Below are 16,434 nucleotides of genomic sequence, written 5' to 3' on the forward strand. Positions count from 1 at the left end.
AATGATGAAAAAATTATTCTTACTATTATTTTTTGCAATTGGTTTGATAAAAGTATCTGCTTGTAAGTGCGTTACTAAAACTTTAGCCGAAAATTATTTAGCTGCCGATGTTGTGGGTGTTATAAAAATCATAAAAGTCTATGATGAAAACCATGAGCAAAGAACTCACAAAGCTGATATTGAATTTGAAAAAATCTATAAAGGCGAAATATTTAAAACTTTAAATATAAGAGGTCTTATAGGAAATCCTTCATCAGGAGCCTGTGAAACAAATGTTAAAGTTGGAGAAGAATACCTGATACTATTAAATAAATACAAAAACAGTTATGGTATTTCTTCATGTTCACCCAAATACCATATTGATACAAAAAAAGAAAAGAAAAATCTAAAAGCATTGGGAAAAACCTTTGCTTATATAGATAAAAATAAGTTCAGATTCATAGGATTAGAATTTACAACGGGCTACGACAAATTGCAAACAGGAGATAAATCGGCGTTTTCCAATATTAAAAATTTTTCTCCAAAACAACCCTTTGCTATTTATAAAATCACGATTAATGATGAGCAAAAAGTGGAAAAAATTTCACCAATAACCATTTTCGGAAATAAAGATGAAGAAATTGAGAAAATAATGAAGAACAATATGGAGATCGATGTTCCATTATTTACAAAAAGCTCAACAAACGAATATCTCGTATTACTTCTATATCTTAAAGATAATATGAATACGAAATACGGAGAAGTAATTAATAGTGAATGGTAAAAATCAAATCCCCTTTGAAATGTTTCGGAGGGGATTGTTTTTATATTTTAATAAACTTTATGCTAAATTGGCTTCATTCTTTCCGACCAGTTCAGTTCTGCGGGCAATTCCATATCAGAAAATTCAATGTGGATCACTCTTCTTTTTTTGCCGTTCGTAGTCCGGTTGGAACCGTGAAGAAGTAAAGGTTTCATGATCATAACTCCGCCTTTTTCTACATTGCAGATAGTTTCAGTTTCTAGGTTCCAGTCGATGGTTTCCGGTCTGTAAATTCCTTTGGCGTGGGATTTTGGAACAATTTTTAAGGCTCCATTGTTTTCATCCGTATCATCCAGATGAATTCTTATGGTGAAAATATTTTCAAGAATATCTAAAGGAGGCTGAACCGCAAACTGATTCTGTTTCGTTGTCCATGGTCCGAAATTTTCCAATTCCAGCTTTTTATCCACTGAAATCGTTAAATCCTGATGATACGCAACATACCAGTTTGATTTTTCAGGCTTATCGAAATAAATACTCTTCACCACAAAGTATTTTTCGCCGAAAATTTTTTTGATGATTGTTTTTAAATTTTCATTAAAGATCAAATCTTTTACTTCCGGAATTTCCTTTAAAAAATGTCGGATGGCAAAAAGATCTTCCGACTTTCTGAAAGTTTCTTTAGAAGTATCTATATTTTGAATAACCTCAATGATCTTTTCAATTTCTTCATCGGAAAAAATATTGTTGATGACGGTAAAACCGTTTTCTGTAATTAAGTTTTTATGACGTTGTAAATTCATTTTAGTTAAATTTTATTGAATAGGATCTGTCATTCTGATCGAAGTGCAGCGGAGTGAAGAATCTATTTCTTAAAACAAAGATCGCAAAGATTGTATTTAAATTAATTGAAAATATTTTTAGTGCGCTAAGGCGTTTCACTCAGCAAATGATAGCAAAATAAATGATCACTTCTTCTTCAATTAAATTTCTATAATCCTATATATTCATTTTAGTTAAATTTCATTGAATAGGATCTGTCATTCTGATCGAAGCGCAGCGGAGTCAAGAATCTATTTCTTAAAACAAAGATCGCAAAGATTGTATTTAAATTAATTGAAAATATTTTTAGTGCGCCATGGCATTTCACTCAGCAAATGATAGCAAAATAAATGATCACTTCTTCTTTAATTAAATTTCTATAATGCGGCATATTCATTTTACATAAATTTCATTAAATAGAATCTGTCATTCTGATCGAAGCGCAGCGGAGTCAAGAATCTATTTCTTAAAACAAAGATCGCAAAGATTTTATTTAAATTAATTGAAAATATTTTTAGTGCGCCATGGCATTTCACTCAGCAAATGATAGCAAAATAAATGATCTCTTCTTCTTTAATTAAATTTCTATAATGCAGTATACTCATTTTACTTAAATTTCATTAAATAGAATCTGTCATTCCGATCGAAGCACAGCGGAGTGAAGAATCTATTTCTTAAAACAAAGATCGCAAAGATTGTATTTAAATTAATTGAAAATATTTTTCGTTCGCTAAGGCGTTTCACTCAGCAAATGATAGCAAGATAACGAATCCTTTTCTGCTTACAAATATCTCAATTTCCTAAAAAATAAATGGTCAATAATGAAAATTAAGAATTCACTATTGACCACTCACAGCCTAAGCTTGATTTTTTATAAGATATGAATTGTCAATGGTGCATTCGCTTTGGTTATGAATATTCACTAATAATGAATAATTCATATTTCACAAACGAAGTGAAATTGACTTTTCACTTATTAATTACATATTCCCGCCATGATTTTCCAACTGTCCTTCCCACTTAGAAACCGCTGAGGTTGCCAAAGCATTTCCGAGAACGTTGGTCATACTTCTTCCCATATCGCAGAAATGGTCGATTGGCAGAATTAAAGCAATTCCTTCCGGCGGAATTCCGAACATGGAACAGGTTGCCACAATAATTACCAAAGAAGCTCTCGGAACGCCCGCAATTCCTTTTGAAGTTAACATCAATACCAGAAGCATCGTAATCTGTTGTCCTACAGTCATTTCAATTCCATAAATCTGAGCAATAAAAATAGAAGCAAACGTCATGTACATCATACTTCCGTCCAGATTGAAAGAGTATCCTAAAGGTAAAATAAACGACACTACTCTGTTATTACAGCCAAATCTTTCCAGTTCTTCCACCAGTTTCGGGAAAACTGCTTCCGAGCTTGTCGTAGAAAAAGCAATCAGCAAAGGTTCTTTTATTCTTCTTAACAATTCGAAAAGACGGTTGCCTAAAATTAAATATCCAACCAGTAAAAGTACGAGCCAGAGTATTCCTAAAGCAAAGAAAAAATCTCTTAAATAAATGGCGTAGACTTTAAAAATCTCAAAACCATTGGTCGCGACTACTGCAGCAATGGCTCCCAAAACTCCAAGCGGCGCAAACCACATGATGTAACCTACCATTTTCAGGATTCCGTGTGCTATAATGTCGAATAATTTAATAACAGGCTGAGAATATTCTTCGCCTAAATTCGCAAGAGCAATTCCGAACATGATGGAAAATACCACGATCTGCAATACTTCATTGGTCGCAAACGCTTCGAAAATACTTTTAGGAATAATATGTTTTACAAAGTCTTCCATGGAAAATCCTTTGCTTGTTTTCAATAATTCTTCTGCGGAAGCTGCATCCTGAATCGGAAGCTTGGTAACGTGTCCCGGTTCAAGCCAATTTACCAGCATAAGTCCAATGAATAATGAAATTAATGACGCAGAAATAAACCACAACATGGCTTTCGTTCCTACTCTTCCGATCATTTTAATATCGCTCATTTTGGCAATTCCCACCACCAGAGTTGTGAAAACCAACGGAGCAATAATCATCTGAACAAGACGGATGAAAACCGTTCCCAGCAGTTTTATATTTTTAGAAAAAGATTCTGCACTTTCCGGAGCCTGTGTATGCACAACTCCGCCGATTCCCACACCGATAACCAGTGCGATAATAATTGCTATAAAAAGTTTATTCTGTCCTTTCATATATATGTTTCAAGATTCGCAAATATAATATTTTTACAATTGGCGGAAAGATTTCATTTTCCCAAGAGATAATATTATGTTAAATTAAACATGATTTAAAATTAATTATCTGATTAATAAAATATTGTATAAAAATTTACAAAAATTTATTTGAATTTTATCCTTTTGGTACAAATTTTATTATTACATTTACTTGTATTAACAACATTAAAAAATATACAACTATGAAAAAAACGATCGCAATGGCTGCATTAGCTATAGCTGTATCTTTCGGAGCTGTTTCTTGTAAAAAGAAAGTTTCTGATGCCGATCTTCAAACGCAGGCTACTACGGTAGTAACAGCAAATCCAGGTGCTTCTGTAGAAGTGAAGGACGGCGTTGCACACCTGAGCGGAACTTTCGAAACTCAGGAGGCAAAAGATGCAATGATTAAGCAACTGAAAGCCATTACCGGTGTTAAAGAAGTAATGGATATGGCGAAAGTAGAGCCTGCAGTAACTGCTGTAGCTCCTGTAGAAACCAAGAGTGCAGTAGATCCTATGGTTCAGCAAAAAGTACAGGATGCTGTAAAAGATATCCCGGGAGTAAAAGTTGAGGTAGTAAACGGAGAACTTACTCTTACAGGAAGCGTATCTTCTGCTGATGCAAGAAAAGTAAAAGAATCTATCGATGCTTTGAAAATTGGTAAGTACAATAATAAACTAACAGTAAAGTAATTAAAGATGAGCACATTACAAGATAAATATTCAAGTGTGGTTTCTGCTGCTCAGTCTGCTGGAATTTCTAACCTTCAGGTTCAGGAACAGGACGGAATTCTTTACGTTTCAGGAAGTGCTTCCAACACAGCAGCAAAAGATGCGGTTTGGAATGCTTTAGGAGCAATTGATTCTACGTATTCTGCTTCAGACATCAATATCGATGTACAGGTTTCAGGTTTGGCGGCAGGTGCGGCTCTTACGGTTGCGACTGAGGAATCTAACCTTAATATCAGACAGGAGCCTTCTACGGATGCAGCTGTTGTAGGTAAAGCGGCAAAAGGTTCTTCCGTAACTTTGGTTGAGCAGACATCAGACGACTGGTGGAAAGTAAAAACTGAAGACGGACAGGAAGGTTATGCTTACTCAAGATATTTGAGAGCTTAATTTTAAAGATTTAACATTATTTAAAATAGGAACATCCCTTTTCGGGGATGTTTTTTTTATATTTTAGCGCGTTTAAAAACATTCAATGAAGAAAATCTTATGGTTGCTGTTCTTTTTGTTGAGCTTTCTTATGCTGAACGGACAAAAATGCGTCATTAAAGGAAAAATTACAGATTTTGAAAAAAAACCTGTGGAAAATGCAACCATTTACCTTTTAAAACAGAAAGATTCTTCGTTAGTCGATTATACAACGTCTAACAGGGAAGGTCAGTTTTCAATAAAAACCAAAGAACTTGATGAACCTACAATTCTACAGATTGATGCTGAAAAATTAATTTCTTACTCCACAAAATTCGATACCATTGAAAAATCTATTGATCTGGGAGACATCCAGTTAGAAAAAAATCAGATTTCGGATATTGAAGAGGTAAAAATTACCGTTTCGCCGATAAAAATAAAAAAAGACACGATTGAATATAAAGCAAATGCCATCAAAGTACGTCCCAACAGCAATATCGAAGAGTTATTAAAAAATATTGACGGTGTGGAGATCGACAACGACGGAAAAATTACCGTCAACGGAAAAGAAGTCGACCAGATCATGGTGAACGGAAAGCCTTTTTTCGATAAAGACGGAAAAATTGCATTAAAAAATCTTCCAGCCGATATCATTAAAAACATCCAGTTTACCACCACCAAAACCAAAGAAGAGGAACTTACGGGAAAAACGCCTAAATCGCAGAACAAAACCATTAATTTTAATATTGATGAGAAGAAAAATAAAGGATGGGTTTCGAGAATTTCGGCTGGTTACGGCTCAGATAAACGGTATGACGAAAAAGGACTGATTAATTATTTTAAAGATAAGACCAAAATAAGTTTGCTGGGTTATGCCAATAATATCAATTCGCAGGGTGTTTCTATGGATGATGACAATGGCAAAAATTCAAAGCTGGGAATTCAGAAGTCTTTGATGATCGGAGTGAATTATAGTGATAAATTGGGCAAAGAAGTCGAAATTGAGGAACTCGGAATCAAACGAAACACAACCAATCTTGAAACGGCTTCAAAAGTTTCCAAAACCACTTTTCTTCCGGATTCTAATTTAAAAACGGACTCTGAAAACCGCGCCGAAAACGAAAGAGAGCAATACACGCTGAATTCTACGCTGAGAATAAAGCCGGATACAATCAGTACCATTTCTTTTTCGCCGTCGTTTTCTTTTACAAAATCAAATAATTTCAGAACGGGAAATTCAGCTACTTTTAAAAATGATGAACTGCTCAATAAAAGTCAGTCTTCTACTGTAACGGATTCCGAAAACAACAGTTTCTCGCCCAATCTTCATTACGCAAGAAAATTCAGAAAGAAAAACAGAAGTTTTTATGCCAGTGTAAATACTTCGATTCAGCAGAATAGAAATAATAACCTCATCAATTCCGGTACTTTATTTTTTGAAAACGGAGTAGAAAATGCTGCCAAAAGAGATGTAAGAAATCAGCTCAGTCAGAGTAAAAATCAGAATAACAATTATTCATTTAATGCAAAATATACGGAACCTGTTTCGGATTCTGCAAGTGTGACGATGAGTCTGGATTATAATTCGAGAAATGCGGTGAATGAAAGAACCGTAAATGATTTTGATGCCACAACAGGAAAATATACGGTGTACAATCTGGCTTTATCCAACCGTTCGGATGAAAAAAACAATCAGCTTTCGCCTGAAATCAGTTTTAATTTAGATAAAAAAATGCTGAAAATGTGGACATCTTTAAGTTTGAATCTTACAGATCTGAACTATCATTCCACTTTCAACGGACAAAATTATGAGCTGCAGAGAAATTTTGCGCTTCCGAGATATAATTTCGGACTGCTTTACAATTTCAGTCAGACTTCTAATGTAAGCATCAATAATTCATCCTATTTCAGTCTTCCCTCTTCCGCCAATCTGATTCCGTATGTGGATGAATCCAATCCTCTGGTAACGTACAAAGGAAATCCGGATCTTAAAAATTCATGGACGAACACCACGAATGTTTATTTCAACAGTTATAATATTCAGAAAAATTTAAACTATTATTTTAATTTTAGTTTCGTTTATAATAACAATAACACAACCAATTATTCGTATTACGATGATTCCGGAAAGCAGTTTGTGACTTACGCGAACATCAGCGGAAATAAAAACGTCAATTTCATCGCAGGTTTAGGAAAAACGTATAAATGGAACGACCATAAACTGAATGTAAGACCAAGATCAGGATTTAGTTACAGTTTTAACAGAGGTTTTATCAACGGACAGCAATTCACAGGTAATTCTTACAATTTCAGTCCGGGAATCAATGTTATGTACGAAAAGAAGGATAAAATTACCATTAAACCATCTTACAGCATCAATTATAATTTTTCAGAATATAAAAATTACAGCATTGAAAGTATCAAAAATACGTCTCAGAATTTCAGGCTGGAACTTACCAATTATTTCTTCCAGACTAATCTTGTTTTCGAAAATGATTTTGAATATAATACGAGTTCGAATATCGCACCCGGTTTCAAGAGAGATTTTTACTTTTTAAATTCAAGTGTGGGATATACTTTTTTCAAAAAACAGCTTACTGCGCGTATAAAAGTGTATGATGTTCTCAACCAAAACCAAAGTGTCACCAGAACAATTTCCGCTTCCGGCGTGGAAGACAGAGAAGATTTGATATTAAAAAGATATGTGATGTTTTCTCTGGTGATGAAACTGAATAAATTTGGAGGGAAGAGCAAATAGTTTTATTTGAATTTCTTTTGCTAAAATTTTTGATTAAGTATTAAACTTAAAAAACTAAAGTGGTTAAATCTTTTGTAGTAAAAAGTTTAAAATAAAAGATCCATAAAATAATATTTAATTTAGATTCTTCCTTCGTCAGAATGACAACCTGTTGTTAAAACTTTGTGCTAAAAACCATTTTATGATTAAATTAGCTGCAAATTTTAAACAATGAAGATTCACTTTTCGATTTTGTTTGTTTTTCTGTTTGTTTTTGGAAATTCTCAGACTAAACAGCAACCCGATACTTTTGTAAAGGATAATTTTATTAAAAAGGAAATGTATATCCCGATGCGTGATGGCGTAAAACTGTTTACTTCGGTGTACATTCCAAAGGATATTTCCAACAAAAACAAATATCCGTTTCTGATGCAGAGAACCTGCTACAGCGTTGCTCCTTATGGTGAAAACGAATATAAAACCAAACTGGGACCGAACCAATATTTAATGAAGGACAAATATATTTTTGTGTTTCAGGACGTTCGCGGAAGATACATGAGTGAAGGAACTTTCACCAATATGACGCCGCAGGTTGAAAGAAAAACAAAGAAAGATGTTGATGAAAGTACAGATACGTACGACACGATCGAGTGGTTATTGAAAAATATCAAAGACAACAACGGAAAAGTAGGACAATACGGAACTTCTTATCCCGGATTTTATACCGCAGTCGGAATTCTGGCACAACATCCTGCTTTGGTAGCTTCTTCTCCACAGGCGCCGATTTCAGATTTCTGGAATGACGATTTTCTTCACAACGGAAGATTTATGATGGGCTATTTCAGAACTTTCCCTGTTTTCGGCGTTCAGAAAACAAAGCCGGAAAATAAAGCGTGGTATTCTGATTCTATGATTAAAGCGACTTCTGAAGACGGTCTGAAATTTTACAGAGACATGGGAACCTTAAAAGACGGTTATGAAAAGTACTACAAGGATAATTTCTTCATGACGGAAATAATGAATCATACGAATTACGATGAATTCTGGCAGAAAAGAAGTCTTCTGCCTCATCTTAAAAATGTAAATCATGCGGTAATGACTGTTGGAGGATGGTTTGATGCGGAAGATCTTTCAGGACCTTTAAATATTTATAAAACCATTGAAAAAACAAGTCCGAAAGCGAAAAACACAATTGTAATGGGACCTTTCTCTCACGGAGCCTGGGCGTATGAACAGGGAAAACATTTCCACAACCAGATTTATTTCGGAGACAGCATTGCAACGTATTACCAGAAGAATGTGGAAACAAAATTCTTCAATCATTATCTGAAAGGAAATACAAAACAGGATGCAGGTTTACCGGAAGCATTAATGTACGACACCGGTGCAAAACAATGGAGAGAGTTTGCAACCTATCCGCCAAAAGAAGCACAGAAAGTGAATTTCTATTTATCGAAAGGAACTTTGAAAAACGCAGCAGGACAAGGTTCTTCAGAATATTACAGTGATCCTAATAATCCGGTTTTAAGCTCTGATAATTTAAGAGATTTCAACGGCTTCACCCCGAAAAATTATATGTCGGAAGACCAGAGATTTGCAGAAGGAAGACCTGATGTTTTAACGTTTACAACGGATGTTCTGACGGATGACATTACGTTTGCGGGAGAAATTATGGCTAAATTAAACATTGCATCCACTTCTACGGATGCAGATTTTGCGGTAAAATTAATTGATGTTTATCCTGAAGATTTTAAACCTGCTGAGAAAAAAGACGGGGTGATCTATGGAAATTATCATCAGATGGTACGAAGCGAAATTATGCTTACAAGATTCAGAAATTCAAGAGAAAAAGCGGAAGCCATGGTTCCGAACCAGAAAACAGCCGTGAATTTCAGATTGCAGGATGTGGTGCATACTTTTAAAAAGGGACATAAAATCCAGATTCAGATTTCTTCGACGTGGTTTCCGCTTTTTGCGATCAACCCACAGAAATTTATGGAAAATCCGAATTTTGCAACGAAGGAAGACTACACGAAAGCGTTTATCAAAGTTTTTGATGACAGTGCGATTGAAGTTGAGGTTTTGAAATAAATTTAAAAGCTGTTCGGTTGGAACAGCTTTTTTTTATTTTTTGGTTCTCGCAGATTATACAGATTGTGCGGATTTTTTCCCCTTAATCATCTGCTAAATTTGCGGGAGATAATTAACCATACAATTTGTCATCCTGAAAGGATCTCAACAATACATTAAAAACTTTGTTTAGATGCTTTCAGGATGACAAACGTACTGTAAATCACCATTCAATTGTTCTGAAAGTTATTTTTATTTTTTGTTTCTCGCTGATTTAGCAGATTGTGCGGATTTTTTCCCACTCAATTATCTGCTCAATCTGCAAAATCTGCGGGATATAATTAACCATCCAATTGTCATCCTGAAAGGATCTAAACGATACATTGAAAACTTTTTTCAGATGCTTTCAGCATGACAAACGTACTGTAAATCACCATTCAATTGTTCTGAAAGTTAAGTTTGAATAGCTTTTATTTTTTGGTTTCTCGCGGATTTAGCAGATTGTGCAGATTTTTTTTAACTTAATCATCTGCTAAATTTGCTTAATCTGCGGGAGATGATAATCATATACAGCTTGTCATTATAAAAGGATCTCAACGATACATTGAAAACTTTGTTTAGATGCTTTCAGCATGACAAACGTAGTGGAAATAAATCATCATTCAATCGTTCTGAAAGTTTTATTTTCTCGCGGATTGTGCAGATTGTGCGGATTTTTCCACTCAATCATCTGCTAAATTTGCAAAATCTGCGGGAGATAATTATCCATCCAATTTGTCATCCTGAAAGGATCTCAACGATACATTGAAAACTTTGTCTAGATGCTTTCAGCATGACAAAAACACCATAAATGAATGTAAATAAATCACTCTGCAATGGTACGGAACGTAAGATTCACTCGCGGTGTTTTTACTTTTGTTGTTGGAGGAAGCCGGTGCAGCCAATTGTCCTGCGTGGTTCCTTTCATCACCAATAAACTTCCGCTTTCCAGAAATATTTCGGCTTTATCTTTTGTTGTTTTATGTTTAAATAAGAACTTTCTTTCCGCTCCGAAAGTCAGGGAAGCAATGGCTCCGTGTTTTTTTAAATCTTTTTCGGCATCACTGTGATACGCCATTCCTTCGCTTCCGTCGTGGTATAAATTCAGAAGGCAGGAATTGTAGGTTTCGCCAGTAATTTCTTCACATTTTTTCTTTAATTCCAATAATTCGGGAGTCCAGAATTTTGCATATTTTGTCCGTTTGGAATAGGTATATTCAAATGGTTTTTCACCGAACCATGCTACTTTTCTTTTGGTTACAATCAGTTTTCCGAAAATAACGGCTTCATCATTTTCCCACGGAATTTCGTTAAGCAGATAATCGAAATAAAAATCAGCCTTTTCTTTGGAGAACACTTTTCCGTAGTAATGAACGGTTCCGTCTTTGGGAAGGATATTTAAAGGATAATCTGATACGTCTTCGAATAAACTCATCATAAAGTTTAATGTTTTGTGATTAATGTTTCAAGTTCTTTGTCATTCCGTAGGAATCTAAGCTAAGTATTTTTAAATTTTAACCTCTAATAAATGATCCCAGATTCCTACAGAATGACAATATTTCGTTGATTTTTTCATTAAAATAAGTTTTAGGCTAAAGCCAATTTGGTCAATTGATTATTTTAAACGGGCTAAAGCCCGTTTCTATTGATGGAATAGTTTTATTTTTAAAATTTCAATCAGAATTATTAGCTATTCGTAAAAAATTAGTGCAATTTGTGTTTGAAATCAAGAGTATATTTTTGAACTTTCCCAGCCGATAATCAGTTGTTTTCTTTCGCTTCCCCACATATAACCGCCGATTTTTCCGGTTGACTGAATTACTCTGTGACACGGAATTAAAAACGCAACAGGATTGCAGCCAATCGCGGTTCCGACGGCTCTTGAAGCATTTGGATTTCCAATTTTATCCGCCAGATTTCCATAGGTTGATAATTTCCCCATGGGAATTGTGAGCAGACTTTCCCAGACTTTCAACTGAAAATCTGTTCCTTTCAGATGGAGTTTTATGGTGTTAAGTTCCGACCAGTCTTTACTGAAAATAGATAACGCATTGCTCTGGAAATCATCTTTTCTTTCAAAAAAAGAAGCATTGGGAAATTTAGCCTGTAAATCTCCCAATGCTTTATGTTGATCGGTTTCAAAAGCCATGTAGCAGATTCCTTTTTCTGTGGAAGCTGCAATTATTTTTCCAAAAGGACTTTCGGAAAAACTGTAATTGATGTTGAGACTTTTTCCTCCGTTTTTATATTCTGCCGGAGACATTCCTTCTATTTTCACAAACAGATCGTGCAGTCTGCTTGTACTCGATAATCCTGTCTCGTAAGCCGTATCAAATAAACTCGCTTTTTCTTCTTTCAACAAACTTTTGGCATGTTCCAAACTGATGAACTGCAAAAATTTCTTCGGACTTGTTCCCGCCCAGTCAGAAAACATCTTCTGAAAATGAGCCGGACTCAAATGAATTTTCTCTGCCACTTCCTCCAAACTTGGCTGAAGCTTAAAATTGCTCCTGATATAGTCTATCGCTTTGGCAATTCTTTCGTAATCTATCTGATTCTGTGTAGACATAACATTGAATTTACCTCACAAATTTCCAAAGAATCTACGGCAGAAAAAATCCGTTTCCTGCGGAATTTAGTTGTTGTTATAGATATGATAGTAAGCAAGCATTTTGTAATATAACTTCGCCGCCAAGAATGCGCTTGGTTTTGCCATCGGAGAATCCATTAATTCTACAATATCAAAAGCGACAACGTTACATTTTTCGAATACTTTTCTTAATAATTCCAAAGTCGGATACCACTGTAAGCCTCCCGGTTCCGGAGTTCCTGTTGACGGACAAAGCGATGGATCGAAAGCATCAAGATCAATCGTGATGTACACATTTCCTGAAACTTTTTCCAAAACGTCGTTTACCCAGTTTTCGTTGTTGGCAATTTCGTGAGCGAAAAATACTCTTCCTTCCGGTAAATATTCCACTTCTTCCACATCCATAGAACGGATTCCCACCTGTACCAGATTATGTTTCTGATTGGCTTCAAAAACCGCACATGCGTGGTTGGAAGTAGAGCCGTGGAATTCCGGACGAAGATCTGTGTGGGCGTCCAACTGAAGAACGGTTAAATTCTCAAACTTCTCTCCTACCGCACGAATCGACCCGATAGAAACAGAGTGTTCTCCCCCGAAAAGGGTGAATAGTTTTCCGTCATTATTCAAAAGCTCTTTTGTTTTCTGGTAAACGGCTTCTGTCATGGCTTCCGGTGAAGAATTTTCAGAAACTTCTCCTGCTAAATATACTCCTTCTAAAAATGGTTCTGTCTGGGTTTCGATGTCATACAGTTCCATGTTTTCGGAAGCATCAAGGAATAATTCAGGACCTTTATCGGCTCCTTTTCCCCATGTTGAAGTTCCGTCGTAAGGAACAGTCACCAACATTACTTTCGAGTTTTCTAACGATGCATTTTCCTCAGGAATTCCTGCGTATGTTTTCATGTTTTATGTAAAAATTAAATGATTTCGGCAAAGATACAAAGAAGTTTGGAGAAGTTGGTGAATGGAGAAAGATTGGAGAATTTATCTTTTGATTTATTTATAAGAATAATTCTCTATTTATGGAAAACCGTAATTATTGATGGATTAGTTTTTTATATATTTGGTATCATAATTTGTATTGGCGTAATGTGTTAATATTTGATTTAGCAGAAATTATAAATCGAATATATCCAAAAAAAATTTAATATGACAGAAAAAGAAAATTTTCTACGCATTGTAAAAAATATTTATGATAATATAAGCCCTATAAATTATTTAGATGATTTTACAAAATTGGAGAAATTAAATGAGCTTAGTCGTTGGATAAAAGATTTTAAAAAACAAACAGATAATGTTGAAACAATGTTAAACACTTTTATTAGTTTAGGAATTTTAAATGAAAGCGACAGAGCCGAATTAATTGAAAAAATTAAAGAAATTAACGAACAATATCTAAAAATTTAAATTATAAAAATGGAAAAAGAAGTGAATGAATATTACATTAGTGACTATATAAAAGGATTAGGAATTCCGACAATAGTATTAAATGGAATTGAGTACCCAGATGAATACAGGTGTCAAACATTTATAATAATTGAAAATCCTAAGACAGGTACTTTTAATACAAATTTTTCAAATATCGTAATACTTAAAAAGGATTTTCTAGAAGAAAGTTATGATTTAAATCAATTTTTGCTCGATTTTGGTTTGGAAAAAACTAAAAATGATTTATATTACAAAGCTCTTGAACTGAACGATTATGAAGATATTTCAGATTTTCAAATTTCAAAACATTCAGAAACTTCTACCTTAATGTTTCTAAAACGTAGATCAAGTCAAATGTTAGATTATATATTTCAAAATACAATTTCAAATAAATTAAGAACTTTAATCATTTTTTACAAGAATTTAAATTTTGAAACTAGAGAGATATAATTTCTGTTAACATAACATTGAATATACGAGTTGAATGAGTAATAGAAAAATTTAGTTTATTTTATAAATATTATCTTCTACTACATTTTTTAAAAAAATTTATACCATTTACTAATGAAAGATATCTTTTTATCCGTTTTTAAAACATCAGAAGAAAGATTAAAAAATCCTTTTATTGGAACCTTCATTCTTTCTTTTATTGCTTTTAATTGGAAAGCAATTTTTGTATTATTTGTTTCAGAAAAAAAAATTGAAGAGAGGATTAATTTAATTAATGATAAATATTCAAGTATTGAAAATATCCTTTTCTATCCTCTACTCATTTCAATATTTTATATTATTGTTTTGCCATATTTAATGTGGCTATTTGAAAATATTACTTTTAAATCCTATAAAGAAAGAAATCAAAATTTATATAAAAATAGACTTATTGATTTAGATGGAAAAAAAAGAATAGCTTTAAGTGAAATAGAATTAGAAAATATCAAAGCTGATTATAAAGAAAAATCAGATTTGAATAACCAAATTATTTCTCTAAAAAAACAAATTGATGATCAATATAATATAATAAAAAGTTCAGAAGAAAGAGTTGAAAATATTATCCAGGAAAATAATGAATTAAAAAATGAATTAATTAAAAAAGATACAACTATTGATGATCTGCATCACTCCATAAATGACAATAAATTAAAATTTAAAAGTTATTATGATGAGTATAAAAATAGTCCGAAAAATACCATCCGTGATTTTGTAAATTTTTGTAACAAGCTAAATTTATCAGATAAAAACGATAAATCGCAATATTTAATGGATAGATTTATTTCGCTTGGACTTATAAAAGTATCTACTGAAAATTTATTAAAACAAGAGCGCTATATAATTACAGAAAAAGGACTTTACTTTATTAAGAGAGCAAATGAAGAAGAAATAATTTAAAACGTTTCATACGTATAAAAATTGTATTTATCAAATTACTATTGCCTATTATAACTAATTTAACTAACCCATTTTATTTTTTGCCGTTTCCATATCATTGGAAAATAATTCGATTTTTCTGCCTGTTTAGACTTTTACATAAATCAATTTTATATTATTCGTTCTTCCAAAATTAAATCAATTTAAAAAATTTTATATCCGTCACTTAAGATTTTTTCAAAAAACAAATTTTCCTGCAAAATTTCTACAAGTATTTTCATCCTTAAAAAATCACAAATCTTCAGTCTAAAATCTATTATAAAACAAAAAACATTTTAATTTTATTAAAATAATTTTTAACTTTATTAAAATAATTTTTATTTTTACAAAAAGTTAAGAACATGAAACTCCCTATAGTTTGCCCAAGCTGTGAATCTGCATTACAGGTAAGCCAGATGAAATGCAACAACTGCGAAACCACCGTCAGTGGAAATTACGAACTACCTTTATACTTACAGCTTACGCGCGAAGAACAGGAATTTATCCTCAGCTTTTTTCTGTCCAGCGGAAGCATTAAAGAAATGGCGAAACAGGCAGGACTTTCCTACCCGACCATGAGAAATAAACTCGACGATCTGATCGGAAAAATTGAAACCCTGAAAAAATAAACCATGAACTGGAAATTGATTTTTAACCCTTTTGGGATTTACAGCGAGAAACAGCTTTTTGTAACCGGAATTCTATTAACGCTGACTGGTGCTTTACTCGGTTCCTTTTTAGATGTTACTTACGACGGTGTTCTGGATATTCATCAGAGTGAAACAGATTTTCTGACCAGTCTAAAAGAAAACGGCATCAATGTCGCCTGTATTTTTGTAACTCTTCTGATCGCCGGAAAAATTATTAACAGGAAAACCCGTGCAATTGATATTTTTAATACTGCCACTATTTCCAGATTCCCGATGTATATTGGTGCGGTTATTACTTCAAGCCCTATTCTTACCAGAATCGGAGATCAGATTTTAAATCAGCGGAATGATATTCAGCATCTTCAGCTGAAACCATTAGATCTGGCTTTGCTCCTTGTCATCAGCTGTGTCCTTTTAATGATTACGGTGTATTACATCACTTTACTGGTTAACGGTTTTAAAACGTCCGTGAATGCTAAAAAATGGCAGCATTTTGCAGGTTTTGCCGTTGCTCTTCTTATCGCAGAAATTATTTCAAAAATTCTTATCAATATTTAATCC

General features: G+C 33.6%; 15 protein-coding genes. 10 read left to right on the forward strand and 5 right to left on the reverse strand.

The genetic code is table 11. From position 1 onward, the window contains the following. Positions 1 to 4 precede the first annotated feature (4 nt). A complete protein-coding gene (locus PFY09_RS07460; protein WP_271162001.1) occupies positions 5 to 763 on the forward strand; it encodes a hypothetical protein in 759 nt (252 codons plus the stop codon). A gap of 62 nt (positions 764 to 825) precedes the next feature. On the opposite strand, the gene PFY09_RS07465 is transcribed toward PFY09_RS07460, so the two are convergent. Together PFY09_RS07465 and PFY09_RS07470 are read right to left on the reverse strand one after the other, a co-directional pair. Next, on the reverse strand, positions 826 to 1,545 hold the full coding sequence (locus tag PFY09_RS07465; protein WP_271162002.1) for a phytanoyl-CoA dioxygenase family protein: 720 nt from the start codon (positions 1,543 to 1,545) through the stop codon (positions 826 to 828). A gap of 999 nt (positions 1,546 to 2,544) precedes the next feature. Then, positions 2,545 to 3,795 carry a dicarboxylate/amino acid:cation symporter gene (locus PFY09_RS07470; protein WP_116096070.1) on the reverse strand — a complete coding sequence of 417 codons (1,251 nt, stop codon included), beginning with the start codon at positions 3,793 to 3,795 and terminating at the stop codon, positions 2,545 to 2,547. A gap of 224 nt (positions 3,796 to 4,019) precedes the next feature. On the opposite strand from PFY09_RS07470, the gene PFY09_RS07475 reads away from it, so the two are divergent. The 4 genes from PFY09_RS07475 to PFY09_RS07490 all read left to right on the forward strand — a co-directional run bounded on the left by PFY09_RS07475 (position 4,020) and on the right by PFY09_RS07490 (position 9,783). Next, complete coding sequence (locus PFY09_RS07475) at positions 4,020 to 4,511, forward strand: BON domain-containing protein (RefSeq protein ID WP_271162003.1); 492 nt, start codon at positions 4,020 to 4,022, stop codon at positions 4,509 to 4,511. A gap of 6 nt (positions 4,512 to 4,517) precedes the next feature. Then, complete coding sequence (locus PFY09_RS07480) at positions 4,518 to 4,937, forward strand: SH3 domain-containing protein (protein WP_256038340.1); 420 nt, start codon at positions 4,518 to 4,520, stop codon at positions 4,935 to 4,937. A gap of 85 nt (positions 4,938 to 5,022) precedes the next feature. Further along, positions 5,023 to 7,713 (forward strand): TonB-dependent receptor, encoded by a 2,691-nt coding sequence (locus PFY09_RS07485; protein ID WP_271162004.1) that lies wholly within the window; start codon positions 5,023 to 5,025, stop codon positions 7,711 to 7,713. Positions 7,714 to 7,923: 210 nt separating this feature from the next. Continuing rightward, entirely contained in the window at positions 7,924 to 9,783 is a 1,860-nt protein-coding gene (locus PFY09_RS07490; protein WP_271162005.1) for a CocE/NonD family hydrolase, read from the forward strand. 844 nt (positions 9,784 to 10,627) lie between these two features. On the opposite strand, the gene PFY09_RS07495 is transcribed toward PFY09_RS07490, so the two are convergent. From PFY09_RS07495 to speB, 3 genes are all read right to left on the reverse strand, one after another. Beyond that, on the reverse strand, positions 10,628 to 11,236 hold the full coding sequence (locus PFY09_RS07495; RefSeq protein WP_271162336.1) for an alpha-ketoglutarate-dependent dioxygenase AlkB family protein: 609 nt from the start codon (positions 11,234 to 11,236) through the stop codon (positions 10,628 to 10,630). Between the two features lie 291 nt (positions 11,237 to 11,527). Next, the gene (locus PFY09_RS07500) at positions 11,528 to 12,370 is read right to left on the reverse strand and encodes a bifunctional helix-turn-helix domain-containing protein/methylated-DNA--[protein]-cysteine S-methyltransferase (protein ID WP_271162006.1); all 843 of its coding nucleotides are present in this window, start codon (positions 12,368 to 12,370) and stop codon (positions 11,528 to 11,530) included. A gap of 66 nt (positions 12,371 to 12,436) precedes the next feature. Further along, positions 12,437 to 13,294: an agmatinase gene (speB, locus tag PFY09_RS07505; RefSeq protein WP_271162007.1), complete on the reverse strand. Its 858-nt coding sequence runs from the start codon at positions 13,292 to 13,294 to the stop codon at positions 12,437 to 12,439. Between the two features lie 246 nt (positions 13,295 to 13,540). On the opposite strand from speB, the gene PFY09_RS07510 reads away from it, so the two are divergent. The 5 genes from PFY09_RS07510 (at position 13,541) to PFY09_RS07530 (ending at position 16,431) form a co-directional block, all read left to right on the forward strand. Beyond that, positions 13,541 to 13,798: a hypothetical protein gene (locus PFY09_RS07510; RefSeq protein WP_271162008.1), complete on the forward strand. Its 258-nt coding sequence runs from the start codon at positions 13,541 to 13,543 to the stop codon at positions 13,796 to 13,798. Between the two features lie 9 nt (positions 13,799 to 13,807). Next, complete coding sequence (locus PFY09_RS07515; RefSeq protein ID WP_271162009.1) at positions 13,808 to 14,269, forward strand: hypothetical protein; 462 nt, start codon at positions 13,808 to 13,810, stop codon at positions 14,267 to 14,269. 114 nt (positions 14,270 to 14,383) lie between these two features. Further along, entirely contained in the window at positions 14,384 to 15,205 is an 822-nt protein-coding gene (locus tag PFY09_RS07520) for a hypothetical protein (protein WP_271162010.1), read from the forward strand. 380 nt (positions 15,206 to 15,585) lie between these two features. After that, positions 15,586 to 15,852 carry a DUF2089 family protein gene (locus PFY09_RS07525; RefSeq protein WP_268054868.1) on the forward strand — a complete coding sequence of 89 codons (267 nt, stop codon included), beginning with the start codon at positions 15,586 to 15,588 and terminating at the stop codon, positions 15,850 to 15,852. A 3-nt stretch (positions 15,853 to 15,855) separates the two neighbouring features. Next, a complete protein-coding gene (locus tag PFY09_RS07530; RefSeq protein WP_271162011.1) occupies positions 15,856 to 16,431 on the forward strand; it encodes a hypothetical protein in 576 nt (191 codons plus the stop codon). Positions 16,432 to 16,434: the final 3 nt, after the last annotated feature.

The sequence above is a fragment of the Chryseobacterium gambrini genome (assembly GCF_027920505.1).
Taxonomy (GTDB): domain Bacteria; phylum Bacteroidota; class Bacteroidia; order Flavobacteriales; family Weeksellaceae; genus Chryseobacterium; species Chryseobacterium gambrini.

Excerpts from the sequence above, each read along its gene's own strand:
- PFY09_RS07460 (WP_271162001.1), top strand. The coding sequence starts at position 5 with ATGAAAAAATTATTCTTACTATTATTTTTTGCAATTGGTTTGATAAAA.
- PFY09_RS07465 (WP_271162002.1), bottom strand. The coding sequence starts at position 1,545 with ATGAATTTACAACGTCATAAAAACTTAATTACAGAAAACGGTTTTACC.
- PFY09_RS07470 (WP_116096070.1), bottom strand. The coding sequence starts at position 3,795 with ATGAAAGGACAGAATAAACTTTTTATAGCAATTATTATCGCACTGGTT.
- PFY09_RS07475 (WP_271162003.1), top strand. The coding sequence starts at position 4,020 with ATGAAAAAAACGATCGCAATGGCTGCATTAGCTATAGCTGTATCTTTC.
- PFY09_RS07480 (WP_256038340.1), top strand. The coding sequence starts at position 4,518 with ATGAGCACATTACAAGATAAATATTCAAGTGTGGTTTCTGCTGCTCAG.
- PFY09_RS07485 (WP_271162004.1), top strand. The coding sequence starts at position 5,023 with ATGAAGAAAATCTTATGGTTGCTGTTCTTTTTGTTGAGCTTTCTTATG.
- PFY09_RS07490 (WP_271162005.1), top strand. The coding sequence starts at position 7,924 with ATGAAGATTCACTTTTCGATTTTGTTTGTTTTTCTGTTTGTTTTTGGA.
- PFY09_RS07495 (WP_271162336.1), bottom strand. The coding sequence starts at position 11,236 with ATGAGTTTATTCGAAGACGTATCAGATTATCCTTTAAATATCCTTCCC.
- PFY09_RS07500 (WP_271162006.1), bottom strand. The coding sequence starts at position 12,370 with ATGTCTACACAGAATCAGATAGATTACGAAAGAATTGCCAAAGCGATA.
- speB (WP_271162007.1), bottom strand. The coding sequence starts at position 13,294 with ATGAAAACATACGCAGGAATTCCTGAGGAAAATGCATCGTTAGAAAAC.
- PFY09_RS07510 (WP_271162008.1), top strand. The coding sequence starts at position 13,541 with ATGACAGAAAAAGAAAATTTTCTACGCATTGTAAAAAATATTTATGAT.
- PFY09_RS07515 (WP_271162009.1), top strand. The coding sequence starts at position 13,808 with ATGGAAAAAGAAGTGAATGAATATTACATTAGTGACTATATAAAAGGA.
- PFY09_RS07520 (WP_271162010.1), top strand. The coding sequence starts at position 14,384 with ATGAAAGATATCTTTTTATCCGTTTTTAAAACATCAGAAGAAAGATTA.
- PFY09_RS07525 (WP_268054868.1), top strand. The coding sequence starts at position 15,586 with ATGAAACTCCCTATAGTTTGCCCAAGCTGTGAATCTGCATTACAGGTA.
- PFY09_RS07530 (WP_271162011.1), top strand. The coding sequence starts at position 15,856 with ATGAACTGGAAATTGATTTTTAACCCTTTTGGGATTTACAGCGAGAAA.